Source organism: Nesterenkonia suensis (genome assembly GCF_054782935.1).
In genome coordinates this window covers 1-20867 of sequence record NZ_BAAGRN010000022.1, presented here as the reverse complement: position 1 = coordinate 20867, position 20867 = coordinate 1, and the positions used below count along the sequence as shown (strand labels likewise).

Genomic DNA, 20867 nt, shown 5'->3' with positions numbered 1-20867 from the left:
GCTTGCCGAGCAGGACCAGGTCGATGCTTCGCTGGCGCAGCACGCGATGGAGAAGTATCGGCTTGCTGATGTCACGGCCGGGACTTCGGGGACCACTGGCGGAGACGCCTGACCCCAACAGCCGGCCGAGTCATCGGCCCTGCTGCCGGGGCACGCTGACGGCCCCGTCCAGCGATCCGACTGATCAGGGTCGCCGTCCCGTCCTGGGACGGCGACCCTGATCAGTCGCAGCGCCGCCACTGAGACGCCACCACCGAGACGGCGGCGTTTGTAGGAGATGCACAACTGGCCGGTCATGTCGCCCAGGAGCTAGGCTCGGGGTCCATGACCGCCTCCGCACCGCAGCCGCCGCCCGTCCGGGTCTCCGAGGCGTCTCTGGAGGTGCTGCGGACACATACCGACCAACTCACCACTGCGGTCAATCTGCATGTGGAAGGCACCTTGCCGTGGTACCGGCATCTGAGCACCGGGGAGCGCGCCTCCCTGCGGCTCATCGCCCAGCGCGGCATCCTGGGGCTGGTCAACTGGCTGGACAATCCGCAGACCCGCTCGCTCCCGCTGGTCAACGAGCTGCTCGGCTCTGCACCGACCGACCTGATGCGCAGCATTTCTCTGCAGCGGGCCCTGCAGCTGATCCGCACCATCGTCGAAGCTGTGGAGCACCGTCTCCCCGAGCTCATGCCGGCCCAGGACCAGCAGGGCATGCTCGAAGCGACGTTGCGCTATTCGCGTGAGGTCGCCTTCGCCATCGCCGACGTCTATGCGCGCGCTGCGGAATCCCGGGGGGCCTGGGACTCGCGCTTGGAGGCCCTGCTGGTGGATGCGGTGCTGCGCGGCGAGTCCGGCGATCAGATCACCTCCCGTGCCTCCGCGGTCGGCTGGCGCAGCACCGGTGGCGTCGTGGTCGTGGTCGGACCGGCGCCCGCCCAGGCCGACGCGGCGTTCATGAGCCACCTGCGCCGGCAGTGCATCCGATTCGCCGCCGATGCGGTGGTCGGAGTCCAAGGTGACCGGCTCGTGCTGCTCCTGGGCGGCGTCACCGACCTCGACGCCGGCCTGGAGCGCATCATGCCCAGCTTCGGTGACGGCCACGTCGTCTTCTCCCGCATCGCGACCTCCATCGATCAGGCCCACCGCTGCGCGCAGGCCGCCTACTCCGGACATTCCGCGGCACCCGCCTGGACCCTTGCGCCGAATCCCGTGGCCGCCGAGGACCTGCTGCCGGAACGTGCCCTGGCCGGAGACGACACCGCCCGCCAGGTGCTGCGGGAGGCGATCTTCGCTCCCCTGTCCGAAGCAGGCAACGGTCTGCTCGAGACCGTCACCGCCTACATCAGCGCCGGACGATCGCTCGAGGGGACGGCCCGTGAGCTGTATGTCCACCCCAACACCGTGCGCTATCGCCTCCGTCGGGTCACCGACATCACCGACTGGGATCCCACCGAACCGCGCGACGCGTATGTGCTGCAGACAGCCCTGGCAGTCGGGCGCCTGTAGACTCTTCTGAACACTCCGTTTGTAGAGACCCCACAAAGGTGGGCGGGTAGCTTGGTCCCGCTGTGCCCCGCTCCGAGCACCCGTGATATGGAAAGTTGGTACTGTGCTAGCGATCGTATGCCCAGGACAGGGTTCCCAGACCTCCGGCTTCCTCACTCCCTGGATCGAGGACCCCGCCGCCCGTGAGACGCTGCAGGCATGGTCCGAGGTCGCCCAGACGGACCTTGTCCTCCACGGGAGCACCTCCGACGAAGAGACCATCCGCGACACCGCCGTCGCTCAGCCGCTCATCGTCGCCGCCTCCCTGCTCGCTGCCCGCGCACTCGATCTCGGCCCCGGCACCCTGCCCGAAGGCGCCGACCCGTCCCGCGTGATCCTCGCGGGCCACTCTGTCGGCGAGGTCCCGGCCTCCTGCCTGGCCGGGGTGCTCACCGAGGAGCAGGCGCTGGCCCTCATCCAGGTGCGCGCGCGAGGCATGGCTGAGGCCGCCGCCGCTGAAGCCACCTCGATGGCCGCCGTGATCGGCGGGGTCGAAGAGCAGGTCCGCGAGAGCATCGACGCCCAGGGCCTCGTCGCCGCCAACGCCAACGGCCCCGGCCAGATCGTCGCGGCCGGCACCGCCTCACGGATCGCCGCCCTCGAGGCCGAACCGCCGACACGCAGCCGGGTCATCCCGCTGAAGGTCGCCGGAGCCTTTCACACCGAACACATGGCGCCAGCTCAGCAGGCCCTCTCCGCCGCAGTCGCAGACTTCGACGTGTCCGACCCCTCCGTGCGTCTGCTCTCCAACCGGGACGGTCAGGCTGTGGCCTCCGGCACCGAAGTGCTTGATCGGCTGGTGGAACAGGTCACCCGCCCGGTGCGTTGGGACCTCTGCATGGAGTCCCTGCAGGCCGCCGGCGTCACAGGAGTGCTCGAGCTGCTCCCCGGGGGCACGTTGACCGGCCTGGCCAAGCGCGGTCTCAAGGGCGTGGCCTCCGTCGCGGTGACCTCCCCCGATGACCTCGACGACGCCCGTGCCTTCATCGCAAAGCATGCCTGAGCCAGGGCATCCGGCCCCGGCGCAGGTCACCCAGCACCGCATCACTCACCAGGCAGCACCGTTTACCAGGCAAGGACAGCTTCAGTGACAGCCACACTCAACCAGTCCCAGACCGTCGCCGGCACCCAGGTGATGGGACTCGGGGCCTATCGTCCCGACGTGATCGTGGACAACGAGCAGATCTGCCGGTGGATCGACTCTTCGGACGAATGGATCCGCCAGCGCACCGGGATCAGGACGCGCCATCGCGCTGCGGCCGACGTCTCCGTGGTGGACATGGCCGAAGGTGCCGCCCGCGACGCCATCGACGCGGCGGGACTCACCGGCGAGGACATCGGAGCGATCGTCATCGCCACAGTCACCCACCCGTACCAGACGCCCTCCGCGGCTGCGGCCGTGGCCCATCGGATCGGCTCCACGCCGGCCGCAGCCTTCGACATCTCCGCCGCCTGCGCCGGGTACTGCTATGGCATCGCCCAGGCGGACTCCTTCGTCCGCTCCGGTCTGGCGAAACACGTGCTCGTCGTCGGCGTGGAGAAACTCTCCGATGTGATCGACAACCACGAGCGCAGCATCTCGTTCCTCCTCGGAGACGGCGCCGGAGCGGCCGTCGTCGGGCCTTCGGAGACCCCGGGCATCTCACCCAGCCTGCTGGGTTCCAACGGAGAGAAATGGGACTCAGTGGCGATGAACGGCTCCCTGCTGCCCCTGCGGGACGCCCTGAGCGCCGCTCGGGAGACCGGGGACGCCTCCGCCCTGCTGGACCCCGAGACGAACCTCTGGCCGACGCTGCGCCAGGACGGTCCCACCGTCTTCCGCTGGGCCGTCTGGGAGATGGCCAAGACAGCACAGCAGGCCCTCGACGCCGCCGGGATCACCGCCGAGGACCTCGTCGCCTTCGTACCGCATCAGGCCAACATCCGCATCATCGATGAGATGGTCAAGCAGCTCGAACTTCCGGAGCATGTCCGAGTCGGCCGAGACATCGCCGACGCCGGCAACACCTCAGCCGCCTCCATCCCGCTGGCGGTCCACCGCCTGCTCCAGGAGGATCCTGAGCTCTCCGGCGGACTCTGCCTGCAGATCGGATTCGGCGCCGGACTGGTCTACGGCGCCCAGGTCGTCCGGCTGCCCTGACCGGGCGGTCCGGACGGCCACCACAGTTGTCCTGACCATCTGGCACATACGCTGGGCGGTCAGGCCGAAAGCGTCAGGGACACCTGAGGCGCACATCATCACACTGTACGGATACCACGTACGACCGAGCAGAAGGGAGCAGCCCCGTGGCTGACAAGAACGAGATCCTCGCCGGCCTGGCTGAGATCGTCAACGAAGAGACCGGCCTGGAGACCGAGGAGGTCCAGCTCGAGAAGTCCTTCACCGAGGACCTGGACATCGACTCGATCTCGATGATGACCATCGTGGTCAACGCCGAGGAGAAGTTCGACGTGAAGATCCCGGACGAGGAGGTCAAGAACCTCTCGACCGTCGGTGATGCCGTCACGTTCATCGCCGACGCCCAGGGCTGATCGGCCCGGCCTCAGTGTCCAGGGAGCGGGCCCCTCTCCGCACGCCGAACACCTCGGCCGGTGGAGCGGCCCGCTCCCGACTGAAGACCCCCACTAACCACCACTGACCAGAGGTAGATCCATGACACGCCGTCTCGTCATCACCGGCCTCGGCGCCACCACCCCCATCGGCGGCGATGTGCCGACCCTGTGGAAGAACGCCCTGGCCGGGACCCCAGGCGCCAAGACCCTCGAGCATGAGTGGGTCGAGCAGTACCAGCTTCCCGTCACCTTCGCCGCAGAGGTCGCGGTCGAGCCCTCCGAGGTGTTGGCCCGACCCGAGACCCGACGCATGGACCGCTCCACTCAGCTGGGCATGGTGGCCTCCCGGGAGGCCTGGAAGGACGCCGGACTCGACGAGGCTGATGTCGACCCCGAACGCCTGGGCGTCTCGTTCGCCACCGGAATCGGGGGAGTGTGGACCCTGTTGGACTCTTGGGACACCCTCCGCGAACGAGGGCCTCGCCGGGTGATGCCGATGACCGTGCCGATGCTGATGCCCAACGGGGCCTCCGGCGCGATCAGCCTGGACCTGGGTGCTCGGGCCGGAGCTCGCACGGCAGTCTCGGCCTGCGCGTCCGGAACCGAAGCCCTCGAGGTCGCGATCCGGATGCTCCGTGACGGCGAAGCCGATGTGGTCATGGCTGGTGGAACCGAGGCCGCGATCCACCCCCTGCCGCTGGCCGCGTTCTCGTCGATGCAGGCCCTCTCCCGCCGCAACGATGACCCGGGGGCGGCCTCCCGCCCCTACGACATCGACCGCGACGGCTTCGTCATGGGTGAAGGGGCCGGAGCGCTGGTCGTGGAGACCGAGGAGCATGCCACAGCCCGCGGTGCCACGATCTATGCCGAGCTGGCCGGTGCGGCCGTCACCTCGGACGCGCACCACATCACCGCCCCGGACCCGGAGGCCTCAGGTGCTGCCCGCGCGTTGTGCAAGGCCCTCGACGACGCGGACGCCTCCGTCACCGACGTGACCCATGTGAATGCCCACGCCACCTCCACTCCCGTGGGTGACAAGCCGGAGTACGCCGCACTGAAGTCTGCCCTCGGGGAGCACCTGGATCAGGTCTGCGTCTCCGCGACCAAGTCCCAGACGGGCCACCTCCTCGGCGCCGCCGGTGCCGTGGAGTCGCTGCTGACAGTGTTGGCACTGCGTGACCGCCGGACCGCGGTGACGATCAACCTGGAGAACCAGGATCCGGAGATGCCGCTGGATGTGGTGACCGGTGAGGCCCGCGAACTCCCAGCCGGGGACCAGGTCGCCCTGTGCAACTCCTTCGGCTTCGGCGGACACAACTCAGTAGTGGCCTTCCGCTCCGTGTGACCGACCACCGAGGCTGCGCCCGAAGGGCCGCCGGACCTCGCACCACACGAAGGGGCGGCTTGCCAGGATCAGGGATCCTGGCAAGCCGCCCCTTCGTCGCACGGTGGGAAGCGATGCCGCGTGGGAAGCGATCACCCAGGGGTGATTCAGCGGCGGGTTCGTGGGCCGGCGAGCGGAGGAGAGCCTCGCCGGTTGCGGCGCGGGCCGCAGATACCGGTGTCTGGGGGCTGGTGCGACCTCCTCAGCCGACTCGATGAAGCCAGCGGACAGGCGCACCCTCGGCGGCGTGGCGGAAGGGATCGAGCTCTTCATCCCATGCCTCGCCCAGAGCGAGCGAGAGCTCCTGGTACACCACGGAGGGATCCCCGGCACCCATCTCGTAGGCGTAGCGGATCCGATCCTCGGAGACCATGATGTTGCCGTGGACGTCCGTGGCCGCGTGGAAGATGCCCAGCTCAGGGGTGTGCGACCAGCGGCTGCCGTCGCAGCCGGGGCTCGGGTCCTCGGTGACCTCGAAGCGCAGATGGGCGAGCCCGCGCAGGGTGGAGGCCAGCGTGGCGCCGACCCCCTGGGGTCCGCGCCAGCTCAGCTCCGCCCGGTATGCGCCGGGTTCGGCTGGCTGAGGCTCCCACTGGAAGTCCACGCGAGCGTCCACCACTGACGAGACCGCCCACTCGACATGTGGGCATAGCGCAGCGGGCGCCGAGTGGATGTGCAGGACACCCCGGGCCGTGTGTGCAGACATATCCATCCTCCGTAGTGCTGTTGGTACGTCTTCCCCTACGACCGACAGCGCGAATCCGGATGGTGGATGGATGGGATGAAGTTGTGGCGTGACAATTGTGCACGAGCACCAGCTCATCTGCCAAGCCTGAGCCGGAACGGTCCGCCCCTCCTCAGCCGACGAGCAGCCCATGCTCCGGGGTCAGCTTAACAGGTGAGTGGACGGGACGGCACCACCTGAGCATGCTGTGTGTCTCCCCTCGGCCGCGCTCGTGCGACATCATCAGGCGCGCGGATGCGCCTGAGCGTAGGCCTCACGGAGCCCCTCCACAGAGACGTGCGTGTACAGCTGCGTGGTGGATAGCGAGGCGTGTCCGAGCAGCTCCTGGACGGTGCGCAGGTCGGCGCCTCCATCGAGCAGGTGGGTCGCGGCGGTGTGCCGCAAGGCGTGCGGGCCCCGGGCGGCCGTGGTGCCGAGCTCCTCCAAGGCGTCGTCGACGACTGTGCGCACCACGCGAGGATCGATCCGTCCCCCACGACGCCCCAGGAACACGGCCCCGCCGGACGCGGCGGAGAGCAGCCGGGGGCGCCCCTGGGCGATCCACCGGGTCACGGCTCGCTCGGCGGGCACTCCATAAGGCACCAGGCGCTCCTTGTCACCCTTGCCCAGCACGCGGACCATCCGACGATCCTGCTCGAACGAGGAGAGCTCCAGGCCGACGAGCTCGGCGACGCGCATCCCGGTGGCATAGAGGAGCTCCACCATGGCGAGATCCCGCAGAGCCACGGCGTACGCACCGGGGTCCTCCTCCAACTGCTGGGCGGTTCGATCGCAGCGCGCGGCGAGCCGCCGGGTGAGCTCCTCCACGTGGCGGTCCTGGAGCACGTCAGGCAGATGACCGGTCCGCGGAGCCGTCCGAAGTCGTGCTGAGGGGTCCTCGTGGAGCGATCCCCGCCGGTGGGCCCAGGCGGTGAAGCCTCGTACAGCAGCGATCTTGCGATTCAGGGTGGCGCGGCTCAGGCCCGCGGCGTGGAGGTCTGCGAGCCACGCACGCAGACGCCTCAGGTCCAGCTCACCCAACGGGCCGCTGCTCTGGGCCAGCTGGCGAAGGTCGCCGCGATAGGACCGCACCGTATGGGTGGACAGCGCCCGCTCATGCTGCAGATGAGCGATGAACTCCTCGAGCAGCGCATCCTGAGCCGACGCGATGGCCGGGCCGCCCCTTCCGGAGGTTCCCCTGACGCGGCGCGTCTCGCCGTCGGTCCCCGCCTCGGGACCGGAGCTCGCCTGTCCATTCATGAACGCAGTCTATCGTCGGCCTCGCCGGGGTCCCGCTGGTCACGCGGTCGTGTGCGCCTGCCCGTCGCAGGGGCGGTCATCCCGCGGGGCGTGGCGGTCCCTCGGGAGACTATTTCGTGCGTCCCCACTGACCCCCTGATTCCCGTGCGAGGCCAGCCCGTTGGAGTCGAGAGAGGCCGCCCAGCACCTGGGCAATGGGCAGCCCCGCCACCTCGGAGAGCTTCCCCGGGGCGCTGAGCCGGCGCAGCGGAAGAGCGTCGAAGAGCAGCCGATCCGCCTGGCTGAGGCCGTCCACCGCATCCCGCCGCTCTCCGCCGCGGCTCCGACCGGATCCCTCCACTGCAGCGGAGGCGAGAGCAGGCAGCCGCGGCTGCTCGGCGTGGGACCTGCCGACCGCCGAAGCACCCGTGGTCCCTCCGGCAGCGCCCCCCGCCGGGTTCGCACCTCCTGGGGCCTGGCGTCTGTCGACGATGAGCTCGACGACGTCGGCGGCGTCGGTGACCAGCTCGGCGGGAGTCTCACGCAGCAGTCGATGGCATCCTGCGGAGCTGGGCGAACGGACGCTTCCCGGCACGGCCCCCACCGGGCGGCCCATCGCGAGTGCATGATGTGCGGTGTTCTGCGCTCCGCTGCGCCACCGCGCCTCGACCACGACCGTGACGGCTGTCAGTGCCGCGATCAGCCGGTTCCGCTGCAGGAAGCGATGTCGCGTCGGGCTGCCTCCCGGGGGCATCTCGCTGAGCAGCAGCCCGTGATCGCTCACGGCACGCAGCAGGGCGTCGTTCCCGGCGGGATAGAAGCGGTCGAGCCCTCCGGCCAGGACCGCCACAGTGGGTGCCGAGTCTGAGTCGCCCGACCTCGGGACATCGGCGTACGCCCCCTGCTGCCGCAGTGCCGCGCGATGGGCGGCCGCATCGACCCCGTAGGCTCCTCCGGAGATCACGCAGACCCCGTGTCCTACCAGGTCCTCGACCATCTCCGCGGTGACGCGCAGCCCGTAGTCCGTCACTTCCCGGGACCCCACGACGGCGGCCCGTCGTGCCGGGTGCGGCAGACGGGACAGGGCCTCCTCGCTATCCCGTGCGGAGGACCGATACCACAGGGCCATCGGCGCCGCCCCTCCCAGCTCTTCCAGCTCCTGGGGCCACGAGGGGTCCTCAGGGACCAGGATGCCACCGCCGAGCCGCCGGATGGTCCCCAACTCACGGGCACCGTCGGCCTGGCCGCGCCGGGTGCGCCACCGGGCCAACCCGGTCTCGAGGTCTCTCTGACGCGGCCCCAGGCCGGCCGACTCGCCCAGCTCGGCCAGTGCCGTGGACAGTGTGGCGCTGGGCCTCTGCTCCGAACAGATCAGCCGATGAGCGTCGGTGGGTCCGAGGTGTCCCACCAAGAGGCCCGCCAGCACGTCACCGGGCTCGACCAGTCGACTGAGCTCTGCGCGCCGACGCAGCAGAAGCTCCCGACCGCTCGTCACTGAGGCAGGTGGCCCCGTGGTGCGGCTCATGTGCTCCTCCTCTCCCCGGCGGTCTGCCTCAGCTGCATGGCCACGTCGACCTCATCGGCCCCCGGGCAGGTTCGTCCGCTCAGATCTGCCAGCGTCCACGCGAGCCGGAGCACACGGACATAGCCGCGCAGAGAGAGCACGGCGCGGTCCAGGTGGGAGTCCAAGGCTCGAGTGTGGGACGGGTCAAGGCGCAGAGCCCCGGTCATCAGCCGCAGCGGCAGCTCCCCATTGGTGGTGAGGTGCCAGGGTCCCAGCCGTTCCCGCTGACTCCTCCGAGCTTCCATCACGCGTGCCAGCACCTCAGTCGAGCTTTCCCCGGACTCCGACAGTGCGATCGAGGCCGATCGAGGACGCTCGACCTGGACCTGCAGATCTATCCGGTCCAGCAGCGGACCCGAGAGCCGGGACAGGTAGGAACGGCGCTGAAGCACCGTGCAGGTGCAGTCCCGGCCGCTGCCCAATGCCATGCCGCAGGGGCACGGATTCGCGGCCATGACGAGCTGGAAGCGAGCAGGATAGGTCACCGCCCCTGCGGCGCGATGCAGCGTGACCGCGCCGGTCTCCAAGGGCTGCCGCAGGGCGTCCAGCGTGGGACGCTGGAACTCCGGCGCCTCGTCGAGGAACAGCACGCCGCGGTGGGAGCGGGTCACCGCACCCGGACGGGGAAGTCGGGTGCCGCCGCCGACGATCGCGGCCGTGCTGGCGCTGTGATGCGGCGACTCGAAGGGCGCCCGCCGAGTCAGCCGCTTCACCGGTCCGGCCTGCCCGGTGACCGAGCCGATCGCGGTGACCTCCATCGCCTCCGCATCGTCCAACGGTGGAAGAATGCCCGGCAGCCGTTCTGCCAGCATCGTCTTGCCCGCTCCCGGCGCACCCATAAGCAACAGGTAGTGTCCCCCGGCAGCCGCGGCCTCGAGCGCGAAGCGGGCCTGATGCTGGCCCCTCACCTCGGCAAGGTCAGGCACGTCCGGATCGGCGTCGTCGGCGTCGGCGTCGGCGTCGAGCAGCGGAGCGGCCCCACCGACATGACGGTCCATCACCGTCTCCGGGTCGACGGGCAGGCGACGGGGGTCGACGGCCCCGACTCCCCGATCCCGTCCCTGCGGCACTGCGAACCCCCGGGCGACCTCGAACGCGTGGGACGCGGCCAGCACCTCGACACCGGGGACCAGTGTCGCCTCGGCGGCGTTCTCGCGCGCGACGACGATCCTCTGTGCTCCGGCCCTCGCGGCGGCCGCCACCGCCGGCAGCACGCCACGCACCGGTCGCAGACGACCGTCCAGGCCCAGCTCTGCGAGGAAGACGACATCGTGGCTGCCGACGACGATCCCCTCCGCCGCCCAGGCGCTCATCAGAATGGCCAGGTCCAGCGCCGAGCCGGACTTCGGCAGGGAGGCCGGCAGCAGGTTGACGGTGAGCCGACGGGCCGGGAGATCGAGACCCGAGTTCTTCGCCGCGGAGCGTATCCGGTCCTGACTCTCCCGCAGCGAAGCGTCGGGGAGCCCGAGCAGGATGAACGCCGGCAGGGACTGGCCCACGTCAGCCTCCACTTCGATGAGGTGGCCTTCCACTCCGACCAGGGCCACCGAGAGCGCACGTCCCATGCTCATGGCCGCACATCCACCAGGTGCTCGAGCTGCGGCGCGCCGAGATGGTCAGAGCGCTCTCCCGGGGCATTCGCAGACCGGCTGGGGCGAGGGCGGGTCCTCACCGTCGGGTAGAGCACCGAGACGGCATCGATACGCAGCGGAACACGCACTCCGCGATGTTGTGCGGCGTACTCGCGCAGCAGCCGATGCAGGCGGACCAGCTTCTCCTCGGTGACCGACTCGAAGGGGTGGCCATAGCCCCGCCCACGACGGGTCTTCACCTCGACGCCGACGAGCACCGCGTCATCCAGGGTGATCAGATCCAGTTCACCGTGTCGGCTGCGCCACCTGCGTTCCAGGACGATATGTCCCTGGGCGACCAGGTGGGCTTCCGCCTGCTGCTCCCCCAGCAGCCCTAACTGGTCCTTCGTCAGCGGAGCCGCAGAAGGGCCTGGGGAGGGCTTCTGCGGCGGCTGGGGAGGTCTCTGCGGAGGCGGCTGTGGTGTGGACGGCGGAGGCGTGGTGTCCATGTGGTGATGCTCCCTTCCTCGGTGAGCACCACTGTGCCGCTCCCCGGCGCTCCCCGGCGAGGGCCATCGACGGTCTGTGGACGGACCGGCGTGTCGTCAGCCCTGCGCGGCCCCCTGTGGAGGACCGGGCAGCAGATTCCAGGAACGCCGGTGATGCGGTGTGATCCCCGACTGGGCCAGCGCCGTCCGATGCTTCGCCGAGCCGTAGCCCCGATTGGACTCCCAGCCGTATCCGGGGTGCTGGAGCGCCAGAGTCTCCATCAGGGCGTCACGCTGGACCTTCGCGAGCACGCTGGCTGAGGCCACGGAGAGCGCCTTGACGTCGGCCTTCACCAGAGGGGTCACCCGAGGCGAGGCCCCACCGGTGAGCCAGTCGTGGGAACCATCGATGATCACCGCGTCGACCGCCAGCCCCAGGTCCGACTCGACGGCGTCGAGACCGGCGAGACCGGCCTCCCGCAGGGCGGCGGTGATTCCGATCTGATCGATCCTGACGGCCTCGCGATGCTGCACGCTCCAGGCGGCCACCCGTTCGGCGATGATCGGCGCCCAACGCCGACGGGCCTTCGGCGTGAGCAGCTTCGAATCCCGGACCCCGGTGAGCCCCTCGACGAGTCCGGTGGTGTCGCAGACGGTCAGCTGCGGCGACTGCAGGTCATAGACGGCGACCCCGACGGTGACGGGCCCCGCCAGGGCCCCCCGCCCGACCTCATCGACGCCGGCCACGTAACGGACTCCACCGGCCGCCGCCAGCTCGCGCTCGGGATGCAGGGTCGCGTCCTGCGGCATCAGGGGGTCTCCGGGACGTGGACGAAGGGGTCACGATCGGAGCCGCCGCCGCCCCAGCGGTCCCAGGGCCAGACGATGGCGGTGGAGCGTCCGATGACGTCCTCGAGCGGCACGGCGCCCATATCGCCGTCCTCGAGATGAGCGCGCGAATCCGCCGAGGCGGACCGATGGTCACCGAGCAGCCAGACGTGGTCATCGGGAACGGTCACGGAGAACTCGGTCTGACTGGGCACATCCCCGGGGAACAGATACGGTTCGTCGATGGGCGCACCGTTGACGGCCAGGCGCCCGAACTCGTCGCAGCATCCGACCTCGTCCCCGGAGACGCCGACGATCCGCTTGACCACGTAGTGCGCGGAGGTGTCCGGCATCAGGCCGATGAAGGTCAAGGCGTCCTGAAATGCGGTGCTCTCCGGCTGGGCAGCCGCTCCCCACCAGCCGCGGGTGTCTTCGAAGACGACGACATCACCGCGCTCAACGTCCATGACCTGCGGCGCGAGCAGGTTCACCACGATCCGATCATCCACCTCCAGAGTCGCCTCCATGGATTCGGAGGGGATGTAGAAGGCCCGCATCAGGAACGTCTTGACCACGAAGGAGATGACGATCGCCAGCACGATGATCGTGCCCACCTCGATGAGGAACGCCGCCGCGGGGCTCCGCTCCTTGAGTCGGCGGGCCGCGCCGGGAGGATCGTACGGGGCCGTACCCTGGGCCTCCTGGTTGGGGCCTCCCTCAGCCCCCTCGTCGGGTCCGGCGCCTTCTGGTTCCGGGGAGGCCGCGGATCGGTCGTTGTCCTGGGTCATCCGAGCCCTCCTGGCGGTCGTCGTCGTGGCGTGGTGGTCTGCGTGGTCGCAGGGGCAGTGGAGGACACGTTCTGCTGGTCGATCTCGCGCCGCGAGCTCCAGGGCATGAAGACGCCGGTGGCCCGGCCGATCAGCCGCTCCTCGCTGATCATACCGCCGCCGGGGGCGCCGAGCAGGGCCCGCGAATCCACCGACTCAGCACGGTTGTCCCCCATCACCCACATCCGATCGCGCGGCACCTGGACCTCGAACTCCTGCTCCGAGGCGGGACTGGCCGCCGCTGACGGTTGAGCCAGGTACGGCTCGTCGAGCGGCTCTCCGTCGACGGTCAGCCTGCCCTGGTCGTCGCAGCAGGCCACCACATCGCCGCCGATCCCGATCACTCGCTTCACATAGGTCTGCGGAGGGGACCCCAGCCCGACCCAGTGCCCGGCGTGCTGGACCAGCTGTCTCGCCGCGCCCTGGTCGCGCTGATAGGGGACGAAGGAACCCGTGCCGTCGAAGACGACGACGTCGCCGCGGCGGGGCCCGTCCCCCTCGGGATAGGAGCGGTCCACGAAGATCCGTTCACCATGGTCCAGGGTCGGCTGCATGGAGACCTGGTCGACGGTGTAGACGTCGACGACCAGGGCGCGCACCCCTGTGGTCGCCACGACGGCGACAAGCACCGTCAACGCCGCAAGGTGCCAGAACCTCAGCCGACCGCGGCGGAGCAGCGTGTCACGTCCACGGCGGTCCTCGGACAGACGGTGGGCGGTCATGTCCTCTCCGTCATGCCACGAGCCCCGAGTCCGTCCGGCATCGCCGGGTGACTCGGGGCTCGTGGAGGCAGGCATGTGCGAGGCCCGTTCGCAGGGGCGTGCCCTGGGCCAGACCGTATCGGGGCCGGTCAGCCCTCGACGGCCTCGACGTCCTCGCCCTGCTGGCGGGCGATGGCCGACTCCCGCTTCTCGGGGATGCGCGCGGCCTTGCCGTGCCGGTCGCGCATGTAGTACAGCTTGGCGCGCCGCACATCGCCGCGGGCGGCGACCTCGACCTTCTCGATCACCGGGGAGTGCACCGGGAAGGTGCGCTCCACGCCGACGCCGAAGGAGACCTTGCGGACGGTGAAGGTCTCGCCGACGCCGCGGCCCTGGCGGCCCAGCACATATCCCCTGAAGACCTGAACACGGGAGTTCTTGCCCTCGACGATGTTCACGTGCACATTGACGGTGTCACCGGGGCCGAACTCCGGAATGTCGTCACGCAGGCTGGCTGCGTCGACGAAGTCGAGAGTGTGCATGATGGTTTCTCCTCAGACGACTGCCACAGGTCACTCGTCCTGGTCACAGACCTCTCACCCGGGGTGCGGGCGCGCCGTCGCGGCGGGGGTCGTCAGGCGTGTTCTCCGGCGCCGACAGGTTGTGAAGCACCGGCGGCCTCACTGTTGATGGTCATCCCCCATGGCAGATGGCACCATCCAGCAGGCACAGGGGAACATTATGCCAGATCATGGCCGCCTCTGGCGACCTCGCGGCAGTGCCCGCCGGGGTTCCGCACGGTCGCCGCCGCGGGACACTCCTGCGCGTCACCCCTGAGCCTCAGGGTGCTTCGCCGCGGTCTCCTGCGCGACGATGTGCTTCGCGTAGAGGTCCGGGCGGATGCGGCGGGTGCGCACGAGCTGCTCAGCGCGTCGGTGTTCCTCGATCCGAGCGTGATCGCCGGAGAGCAGGATCTCCGGCACGCTGCGTCCACGCCACACCGCCGGCTTCGTGTACACGGGGTACTCCAGCAGTCCTTCGGCGTGCGACTCCTCCTCCAGCGACTCCGGGTTGCCGATGACCCCGGGCACCAGGCGGCTGATCGCCTCGACCATGGCGACGATCGCGACCTCTCCGCCATTGAGCACGTAGTCGCCGATGCTCATCAGGCGCACCTCGAAGCACTCGTCGGCCCAGTCGGTGACGCGCTGATCGATGCCCTCGTACCGCCCCGCGGCGAACACCAGATGCTCCCGCCCGGCGAGCTCCTCCGCGGTGCGCTGGGTGAAGACCTCCCCGGCGGGGGTCGGGATGATCAGGATCGGAGGATCTCCGGCGGCCGGGGCATCGGTCACGGAACTGCCGGACTGGCACGCCGGAGCCCGCTCCTCGGCCTCGGGCGGCGCGGCGTGACCGGAATCTGCCAGGACATGCTCCAACGCCAGCGCCCAGGGCTCAGGCTTCATCACCATCCCCGCGCCCCCTCCGGTGGGGGTGTCGTCGACGGTGCGGTGGCGGTCGAAGGCGAAGTCGCGCAGCTGATGGCGGCGGATGTCCAGGAGCCCGTCGCGCTGGGCTCTGCCGATCAGCGACAGGTCCAGCACGTCGAGGAATTCAGGGAAGATCGAGACGACATCGATGCGCATCGTGGTGGATGCCTTCCTATGCTTCGGTCATGGTCTCGGTGCCCCGCGGGCCGAGACCGATGAAAAGTCTCAGAACAACCCGGCAGGGGGCTCCAGACGGATCGTCCGCGCTTCGAGGTCGATGTCGGGGACCAGCTCGGCGACGAAGGGCACCAGAACCTCCTCGCCGGACGGGGTCTCGACGGTCAGGAGATCCTGGGCTGGACCGGTGATGAGGCCACGAGCCGTGCCGTAGGCCTCTCCGCCCGATCCGAGGCATCGGAAGCCGACGATCTGATGGCTGTACCAGCCCTCGTCTTCGTCCGGCTCGGCGGGGACGTCCACATGTAGAAAGGACCCGCGAAGAGCCTCTGCCGCGTCACGCCCGGTGATCTCCGCGAACTTCAGCAGACAGATGGTCTTGTTCCACCGCTGGCCGACCACGGTCAACGACCCGGTGCTGCGATCGGCGGTGTCACGACCAGGGGTGCGGATCAGCACGGAACCAGGGGCAAGACGCGTCTCGGGGTCATCGGTGAACAGTTGGACGGTCACCTCACCCCGCACCCCATGGGGCTTGCCGACACGAGCGACCCGCAGGCGCTCTGCCTCAGAAGGCAGCGCCTGCGGGTCGCTCATGCGGGAAGACTTCCCCTGCTGGTGAGCAGAGCTCATAGTTGTCCGGCTGCCGGGGCGCGGCTCAGCCGCGCCGGTCGGTGTCGACGACGTCGACGCGGACGTGCTCACCCTCAGGGAGCGCGGCGATCACGGTGCGCAGTGCCTTCGCGGTGCGTCCCGCCCGGCCGATGACTCGGCCGAGGTCGTCCGGGTGAACCCGGACCTGGAGCACATCGTGGCGGCGCCCGCTCCGGCGACGCACGTCGACGTCGTCCGGTGCATCGACGATGCCGCGCACCAGATGCTCGAGGGCGTCGGTCAGCACTGCCTCAGCCATGATCGATCACTCAGCCTTGTCCTCGGGAGCCTCGCCCGAGGCCTCCTCGGCGGGTGCCTCGGGGGTCGCCTCAGCCTTGGGGGCATCAGCCTTGTCGGAGATCACGGAGCCCTTCTCGGAGACGACGAAGTCCTCCTTGGGGGCCTTGGTCTTCAGAGTGCCCTCGGCGCCCTCCAGGCCCTTGAACTTCTGCCAGTCACCAGTGACCTTCAGCAGTGCCAGCACCTGTTCAGTGGGCTGAGCACCGACGGAGAGCCAGTGCTGGGCACGCTCCGAGTCGATCTGGATGAACGAGGGCTCCTCGGTCGGGTGGTACTTCCCGATCTGCTCGATAGCCGCTCCATCACGCTTGGTGCGGGAGTCGGCGACGACGACACGGTAGTACGGTGCGCGGATCTTGCCCATCCGCTTCAGACGAATCTTGACTGCCACTTGAGTGGTCCACTCCTGTTTCTTGTTTTCAGGGGCGCGGCCGAGCATCGTGCTGCGTGGGGAGTGCTGCTCAGTCGATGCGACCGCTCAAGGAACGATGAACCCGCCGCAGGATGAGAGGGTCGCCGCGGCTGATCAAAGTACCTGCCCATTGTGCCAGAGAATCCCTGCGGGCGCGATTCGGACCACGCCGCAGGGCCCGGCGCTCACTTCAGGTACTTCTCGAAGCCCTTGGGCAGGTTGAGCTGGGAGGGATCGAAGTCCTCGCCTCCGGCAGCGCCGAAGCTTGAGCCGTCCTTGCGCCGGCTCGCGGACTCGGCCCGTCGGCGCTCCGCCTCCTGGGCCTCCTGAGCAGCTCGCGCCGGGTTGCCGGACTTCGCCTTCTTCTTCCCCTTGCCCTTGGCGGCCTTCTTCTTCCCCTTGCCGGGACCGACGCCGGGCACCCCACCACCGGGCATCCCGGCGCCCGGCATCTGCGGCATCCCTCCGCCGGCTCCCGGCATCTGCGGCATCCCTCCACCGCCGGCCATCTTCTTCATCATCTTCTGGGCCTGCGTGAACCGTTCGAGAAGCTGGTTGACCTCGGAGACGTGAACACCGGACCCCTTGGCGATGCGCGCACGCCGAGAACCGTTGATGATCTTCGGGGCCGCGCGCTCGTGCGGGGTCATCGAGTAGATGATCGCCTCCACGCGCCCGATCGAGGACTCATCGAACTGCTCCAGCTGCTCGCGCATCCCCTGGGCTCCGGGCATCATACCCAGCAGCTTCTTCATCGAGCCCATCTTCTTGAGCTGCTGCATCTGCGCGAGGAAGTCCTCGAGGGTGAAGTCCTCCTGATCGGCGAACTTCTGCGCCATCTTGGCCGCTTCGGCCTTGTCCCAGCTGGCCTCGGCCTGCTCGATGAGGGAGAGCACGTCCCCCATGTCGAGGATGCGGCGGGCCATGCGGTCCGGATGGAAGACCTCGAAGTCCTTCAGGCCTTCACCGGTGGAGGCGTACATCACCGGTTTGCCGGTCACCGAGGCCACGGAGAGCGCCGCACCGCCACGGGCATCGCCATCGAGCTTGGAGAGCACGACGCCGGTGAAGTCCACTCCCTCGTGGAACGCCTGAGCGGTGGTCACGGCGTCCTGTCCGATCATCGCGTCGATGACGAAGAGCACCTCATGAGCGCCGACCGCTGCCTTGATGTCTGCCGCCTGCTGCATCAGCTCGGCGTCGACGCCGAGCCGACCGGCCGTGTCGATGATGACGACGTCGTGGAGCTTCTCCCGGGCCTCGGACACACCGGCGCGGGCCACCTGGACCGGGTCACCGGTCGGCGTCTCCGCCTCGGAGGAGACCCCCGGGTGCGGCGCGAAGACCGGCACACCGGCACGGTCACCGCCCACCTGCAGCTGGTTGACCGCATTGGGACGCTGCAGGTCGCAGGCCACCAGCATCGGCGTATGGCCCTGGTTCCTCAGCCGGTAGGCGAGCTTGCCCGCCAGCGTCGTCTTGCCGGCGCCCTGGAGGCCAGCGAGCATGATGATCGTCGGGGGCTGCTTGGCGAACTGCAACTCACGGGTCTGGCCGCCGAGGATGCCGACGAGCTCCTCGTTGACGATCTTGACGACCTGCTGGCCCGGATTGAGGGCCTCGGAGACCTCCGCGCCCAAGGAGCGCGCCTTGACACGGGCGATGAACTCACGGACCACCGGGACCGCGACGTCGGCGTCGAGCAGCGCACGGCGGATCTCACGGGCGGTGCCGTCGATGTCAGCCTCGGTCAGGCGCCCCTTGCCGCGCAGGTTCTTGAAGGTCGCTGTGAGGCGATCGGAGAGGGAGTTGAACACGGGGTGCAGGTCCTTGATCGACAGTGCTGGGGCAGGCAGGGCAGACCTGCTCCAGCCAGCGAGGCCGACCGGGCAAGTCATCTGCCGAACCTCTAGAGTAGCAATGTGCGTTGGACAGAGATTCCCCTGGCAGGACCGTACGCCACACATGACCTCCCTGGCTCCGCTCCGGACGCCCCTCAGACGCAGGCACCGGATTCGAAAGCCGGACTCGACGCTCCCCCCGCCACAGGGCTCGTGGCCGCGGCACTGAGCACCCATCAGGCGATGCTCCGTACCGCGGAGCACGCCCATCAGCTGGCCGCCTCCAGCTGGGACCCGCGCGCCGACGACGCGCGCACGGCGGCGACGGGCGCACAGGACCTCACGAAGTCCCCGCAGCCGACGGAGCCGCTGCGCCGGGACCGCGCCCAGGCCCACAGGCTCCGGGCGGCCGAGCACCGACAGCGCCACGAGTTCCTGGACCAGATCTCCACGATCGCGCCCTCAGCGGTCTCCGCCCTGAGCGCCCAGGACCTGACGGCCCTCTCCGTCCCGGACACGATCGGGACCGCGGCACTGCATCCGCCGGCCCGGTGTCTGCAGGACGCGCTCGAGGCCTCCCAGGGCCTGCCGGACGGTGAGCTGGGGGCCTCTCGCCCGAAACTGTCAGCACGGATCGGCCTCATCGCCTCGCCGCGGGTGCACTCCCGATTCACCGGACTGGCCGACGTCGTCCCCCTCACCGGAGGGACCTGGCGCGAGCACCTCGAGGACCTCGACCTGCTGCTGGTGTCCACCGACCTCGGATCTCTCTCCCACCAGTGGGATCAGTGCGCGGATCCTTGTGCAGATCCTGACGCCCGAGAGCACCCGGGACACCCGGGGCAGGAAGGCCTGGGGAGGCCGGCGACTTCCGCCCGTCGGCAGGGGCACCGGGCGGAGAACGGTGGGGACGCTCACACTCGGGCGCTGCGACACCTGGCCGAGGTCGTGATCCCCGCCTTCCGCGGCGGCGGCACCCCGACCGTTCTGCTCTCCACCGCCGGCACCGACATCTCCACCACCGAGGAGCTCGCCCGCGCCTGCTCGCGCATCGTGACCACAGACCCTGAGGCCGCCGCGCTCTACCGAGCCCGGGAGAACCACTCCCTCAGCATCGACGTCGTGCCTGTAGGCGTCAATCCGCTGATCCACAGCCCCCTAGGGACCCGCCCCGCGCGCACCGACCTGGTGGCGCTGCTCGGTTGCGAGCAGTCCGGACCGTCCGATCACCTCTCGGAGCCGCCCTACGCCCCAGCACTGCTGGACGGGGCGCTCCTCTCCGGGCGCCCCGTCGTGCTCCTGCAGCCGGACCCGTCACAGGCCCCGGCCGCCGACCACTGGGTGTTGCCCTCACGCTACGGCCCCTGGACGGTCTCCGCGGAGGAGGCCGCCGACATCGATCTCACCTACGGCACCGAGACGCTGCAGCGCGGTATGGACGCCGCCCTGGCGCTCAACGCGACGGTCGACTCCCAGTCGCTGTTCGACCCGCAGGTCCTGGAGCTGCAGGCCTGCGGGACCCTGGTCATCGCGACCTACAACCAGGGGCTGAACTCGTACCACCCCCACACCGTCATCGCGAACTCTGCGGACGACGTGGCCAAGGCCCTCCAACTGATCTCGCTGGACGAGCTGCGCAGGATCCAGGGAGACGGCATCCGGCAGGTCTTCACCGACCACCACGCCTCCGACGTGCTGCGACGCATCTGCGCCCGCGCAGGGCTGGACGTCGCACCGGTCCGCGAGCGGGTGGTCGCCGTCGCGCAGCACCGGACGCCGAGCCTGGCGCGGGAGATGGCTGAGCAGATCCACCGCGAGGTCGAGCTCATCACCTGGGCCGAGCTCGCCGAGCGTGTCGAGGAGCGAGGAGCAGCGGCTGTGGCCGCAGAGCTCGACGTGCTGCTGCCGGTCTCACCGGCACGGCGCCACAGCCCCACCTACGTCGCCGACCATGTCGTGGCGTTCAGATACCAGTCCGCGCACGTCACCCAGAAGTTGGAGGGGGACGCCGCCGCCACCGACGCAGCGTCGCACCGCCACCGCACCGGCGTCCTGGACCTGGAGCTCACCGCCTGGTGGCGGCCCGATCCCGAGCTGCTCACCTCAGCTGAGACGCTGCGCGAGGCTGCGGATCGGCACCGGGTCTACTGCCTCGATCATCTGGGCCATCATCCGGCGAGCAGCGGAACCCGCCCGACGGCCCGCCCCTCCTTCTCGGACATCCTGCGCGGCGAGGCGCGGGAGCCGTCGGCCACGCCGAGGACCCTGCCGAGGACCCTGCCACGGCGGAGAGGGCCAGCCGCAGGCACCCCCGGACCGATGTCCGCGCAGCCCCCGGGGCCCTCAGGAGTCCGTCCTCGACGCCCTCTGCCGGACCCGGAGGTCGGCGACGATCTCGCCGCGGTGCAGTCCCAGGCACGCCGCGCCGCCGAGACGCTGGGTCTCCGGCTCTCGGTGATCGTGCCGGTCTACAACAACGGCGACCACCTGCGCCACAAGGCCTTCGCCTCCCTGCGCCGCTCCAGCATCTTCTCCCAGATGCACATCCTGCTCATCGATGACGGCTCCACCGACCCCA

20 protein-coding genes are annotated in these 20867 nt (G+C 69.6%); 6 read left to right on the top strand and 14 right to left on the bottom strand.

What is annotated here, in order from left to right:
• The first annotated feature begins 324 nt into the window (after positions 1 to 324).
• From ACYVKI_RS13150 to fabF, 5 genes are all read left to right on the top strand, one after another.
• The gene (locus ACYVKI_RS13150) at positions 325 to 1497 is read left to right on the top strand and encodes a PucR family transcriptional regulator (protein ID WP_460690813.1); all 1173 of its coding nucleotides are present in this window, start codon (positions 325 to 327) and stop codon (positions 1495 to 1497) included.
• 103 nt (positions 1498 to 1600) lie between these two features.
• Positions 1601 to 2539, top strand: coding sequence for an ACP S-malonyltransferase (locus ACYVKI_RS13145; protein ID WP_460690812.1), 939 nt, complete (start codon positions 1601 to 1603; stop codon positions 2537 to 2539).
• Positions 2540 to 2671: 132 nt separating this feature from the next.
• On the top strand, positions 2672 to 3676 hold the full coding sequence (locus tag ACYVKI_RS13140; RefSeq protein ID WP_460690815.1) for a beta-ketoacyl-ACP synthase III: 1005 nt from the start codon (positions 2672 to 2674) through the stop codon (positions 3674 to 3676).
• 146 nt (positions 3677 to 3822) lie between these two features.
• Positions 3823 to 4068, top strand: coding sequence for an acyl carrier protein (locus ACYVKI_RS13135; RefSeq protein ID WP_179542873.1), 246 nt, complete (start codon positions 3823 to 3825; stop codon positions 4066 to 4068).
• A gap of 121 nt (positions 4069 to 4189) precedes the next feature.
• Positions 4190 to 5434 (top strand): beta-ketoacyl-ACP synthase II, encoded by a 1245-nt coding sequence (gene fabF / locus ACYVKI_RS13130; RefSeq protein ID WP_460690811.1) that lies wholly within the window; start codon positions 4190 to 4192, stop codon positions 5432 to 5434.
• Between the two features lie 241 nt (positions 5435 to 5675).
• Here the strand turns inward: fabF and ACYVKI_RS13125 are convergent, their stop codons facing one another.
• From ACYVKI_RS13125 to ffh, 14 genes are all read right to left on the bottom strand, one after another.
• Positions 5676 to 6179 carry a DUF3145 domain-containing protein gene (locus tag ACYVKI_RS13125; protein WP_460690810.1) on the bottom strand — a complete coding sequence of 168 codons (504 nt, stop codon included), beginning with the start codon at positions 6177 to 6179 and terminating at the stop codon, positions 5676 to 5678.
• A 261-nt stretch (positions 6180 to 6440) separates the two neighbouring features.
• A complete protein-coding gene (locus tag ACYVKI_RS13120; protein ID WP_460690809.1) occupies positions 6441 to 7457 on the bottom strand; it encodes a tyrosine recombinase XerC in 1017 nt (338 codons plus the stop codon).
• 109 nt (positions 7458 to 7566) lie between these two features.
• Positions 7567 to 8961, bottom strand: coding sequence for a DNA-processing protein DprA (locus ACYVKI_RS13115; protein ID WP_460690808.1), 1395 nt, complete (start codon positions 8959 to 8961; stop codon positions 7567 to 7569).
• Positions 8958 to 10571, bottom strand: coding sequence for a YifB family Mg chelatase-like AAA ATPase (locus ACYVKI_RS13110; RefSeq protein ID WP_460690807.1), 1614 nt, complete (start codon positions 10569 to 10571; stop codon positions 8958 to 8960). The genes ACYVKI_RS13115 and ACYVKI_RS13110 overlap by 4 nt, the downstream gene beginning before the upstream one ends.
• Positions 10568 to 11080 carry a YraN family protein gene (locus tag ACYVKI_RS13105; protein ID WP_460690806.1) on the bottom strand — a complete coding sequence of 171 codons (513 nt, stop codon included), beginning with the start codon at positions 11078 to 11080 and terminating at the stop codon, positions 10568 to 10570. The genes ACYVKI_RS13110 and ACYVKI_RS13105 overlap by 4 nt, the downstream gene beginning before the upstream one ends.
• A 96-nt stretch (positions 11081 to 11176) precedes the next feature.
• Complete coding sequence (locus ACYVKI_RS13100; RefSeq protein WP_460690805.1) at positions 11177 to 11869, bottom strand: ribonuclease HII; 693 nt, start codon at positions 11867 to 11869, stop codon at positions 11177 to 11179.
• Positions 11869 to 12675, bottom strand: a complete 807-nt coding sequence (gene lepB / locus ACYVKI_RS13095; protein ID WP_460690804.1) for a signal peptidase I — start codon at positions 12673 to 12675, stop codon at positions 11869 to 11871. Before lepB (ACYVKI_RS13095) ends, ACYVKI_RS13100 begins: the two co-directional genes overlap by 1 nt.
• Complete coding sequence (lepB, locus tag ACYVKI_RS13090; protein ID WP_460690803.1) at positions 12672 to 13436, bottom strand: signal peptidase I; 765 nt, start codon at positions 13434 to 13436, stop codon at positions 12672 to 12674. Before lepB (ACYVKI_RS13090) ends, lepB (ACYVKI_RS13095) begins: the two co-directional genes overlap by 4 nt.
• Positions 13437 to 13564: 128 nt before the next feature.
• Positions 13565 to 13957: a 50S ribosomal protein L19 gene (gene rplS, locus ACYVKI_RS13085; RefSeq protein WP_460690802.1), complete on the bottom strand. Its 393-nt coding sequence runs from the start codon at positions 13955 to 13957 to the stop codon at positions 13565 to 13567.
• A gap of 285 nt (positions 13958 to 14242) precedes the next feature.
• A complete protein-coding gene (gene trmD / locus ACYVKI_RS13080; RefSeq protein ID WP_460690801.1) occupies positions 14243 to 15061 on the bottom strand; it encodes a tRNA (guanosine(37)-N1)-methyltransferase TrmD in 819 nt (272 codons plus the stop codon).
• A 69-nt stretch (positions 15062 to 15130) separates the two neighbouring features.
• The gene (gene rimM, locus ACYVKI_RS13075; RefSeq protein ID WP_460690800.1) at positions 15131 to 15679 is read right to left on the bottom strand and encodes a ribosome maturation factor RimM; all 549 of its coding nucleotides are present in this window, start codon (positions 15677 to 15679) and stop codon (positions 15131 to 15133) included.
• 61 nt (positions 15680 to 15740) lie between these two features.
• Positions 15741 to 15983, bottom strand: a complete 243-nt coding sequence (locus ACYVKI_RS13070) for an RNA-binding protein (protein WP_460690814.1) — start codon at positions 15981 to 15983, stop codon at positions 15741 to 15743.
• Between the two features lie 18 nt (positions 15984 to 16001).
• Positions 16002 to 16427, bottom strand: a complete 426-nt coding sequence (gene rpsP / locus ACYVKI_RS13065) for a 30S ribosomal protein S16 (RefSeq protein ID WP_460690799.1) — start codon at positions 16425 to 16427, stop codon at positions 16002 to 16004.
• Positions 16428 to 16633: 206 nt separating this feature from the next.
• Positions 16634 to 18265, bottom strand: coding sequence for a signal recognition particle protein (ffh, locus tag ACYVKI_RS13060; RefSeq protein ID WP_460690798.1), 1632 nt, complete (start codon positions 18263 to 18265; stop codon positions 16634 to 16636).
• 267 nt (positions 18266 to 18532) lie between these two features.
• Between ffh and ACYVKI_RS13055 the strand changes: the two genes are divergently transcribed.
• Positions 18533 to 20867, top strand: a 2335-nt coding sequence (locus tag ACYVKI_RS13055) for a glycosyltransferase (protein ID WP_460690797.1), incomplete at its 3' end; no start/stop codon positions are given.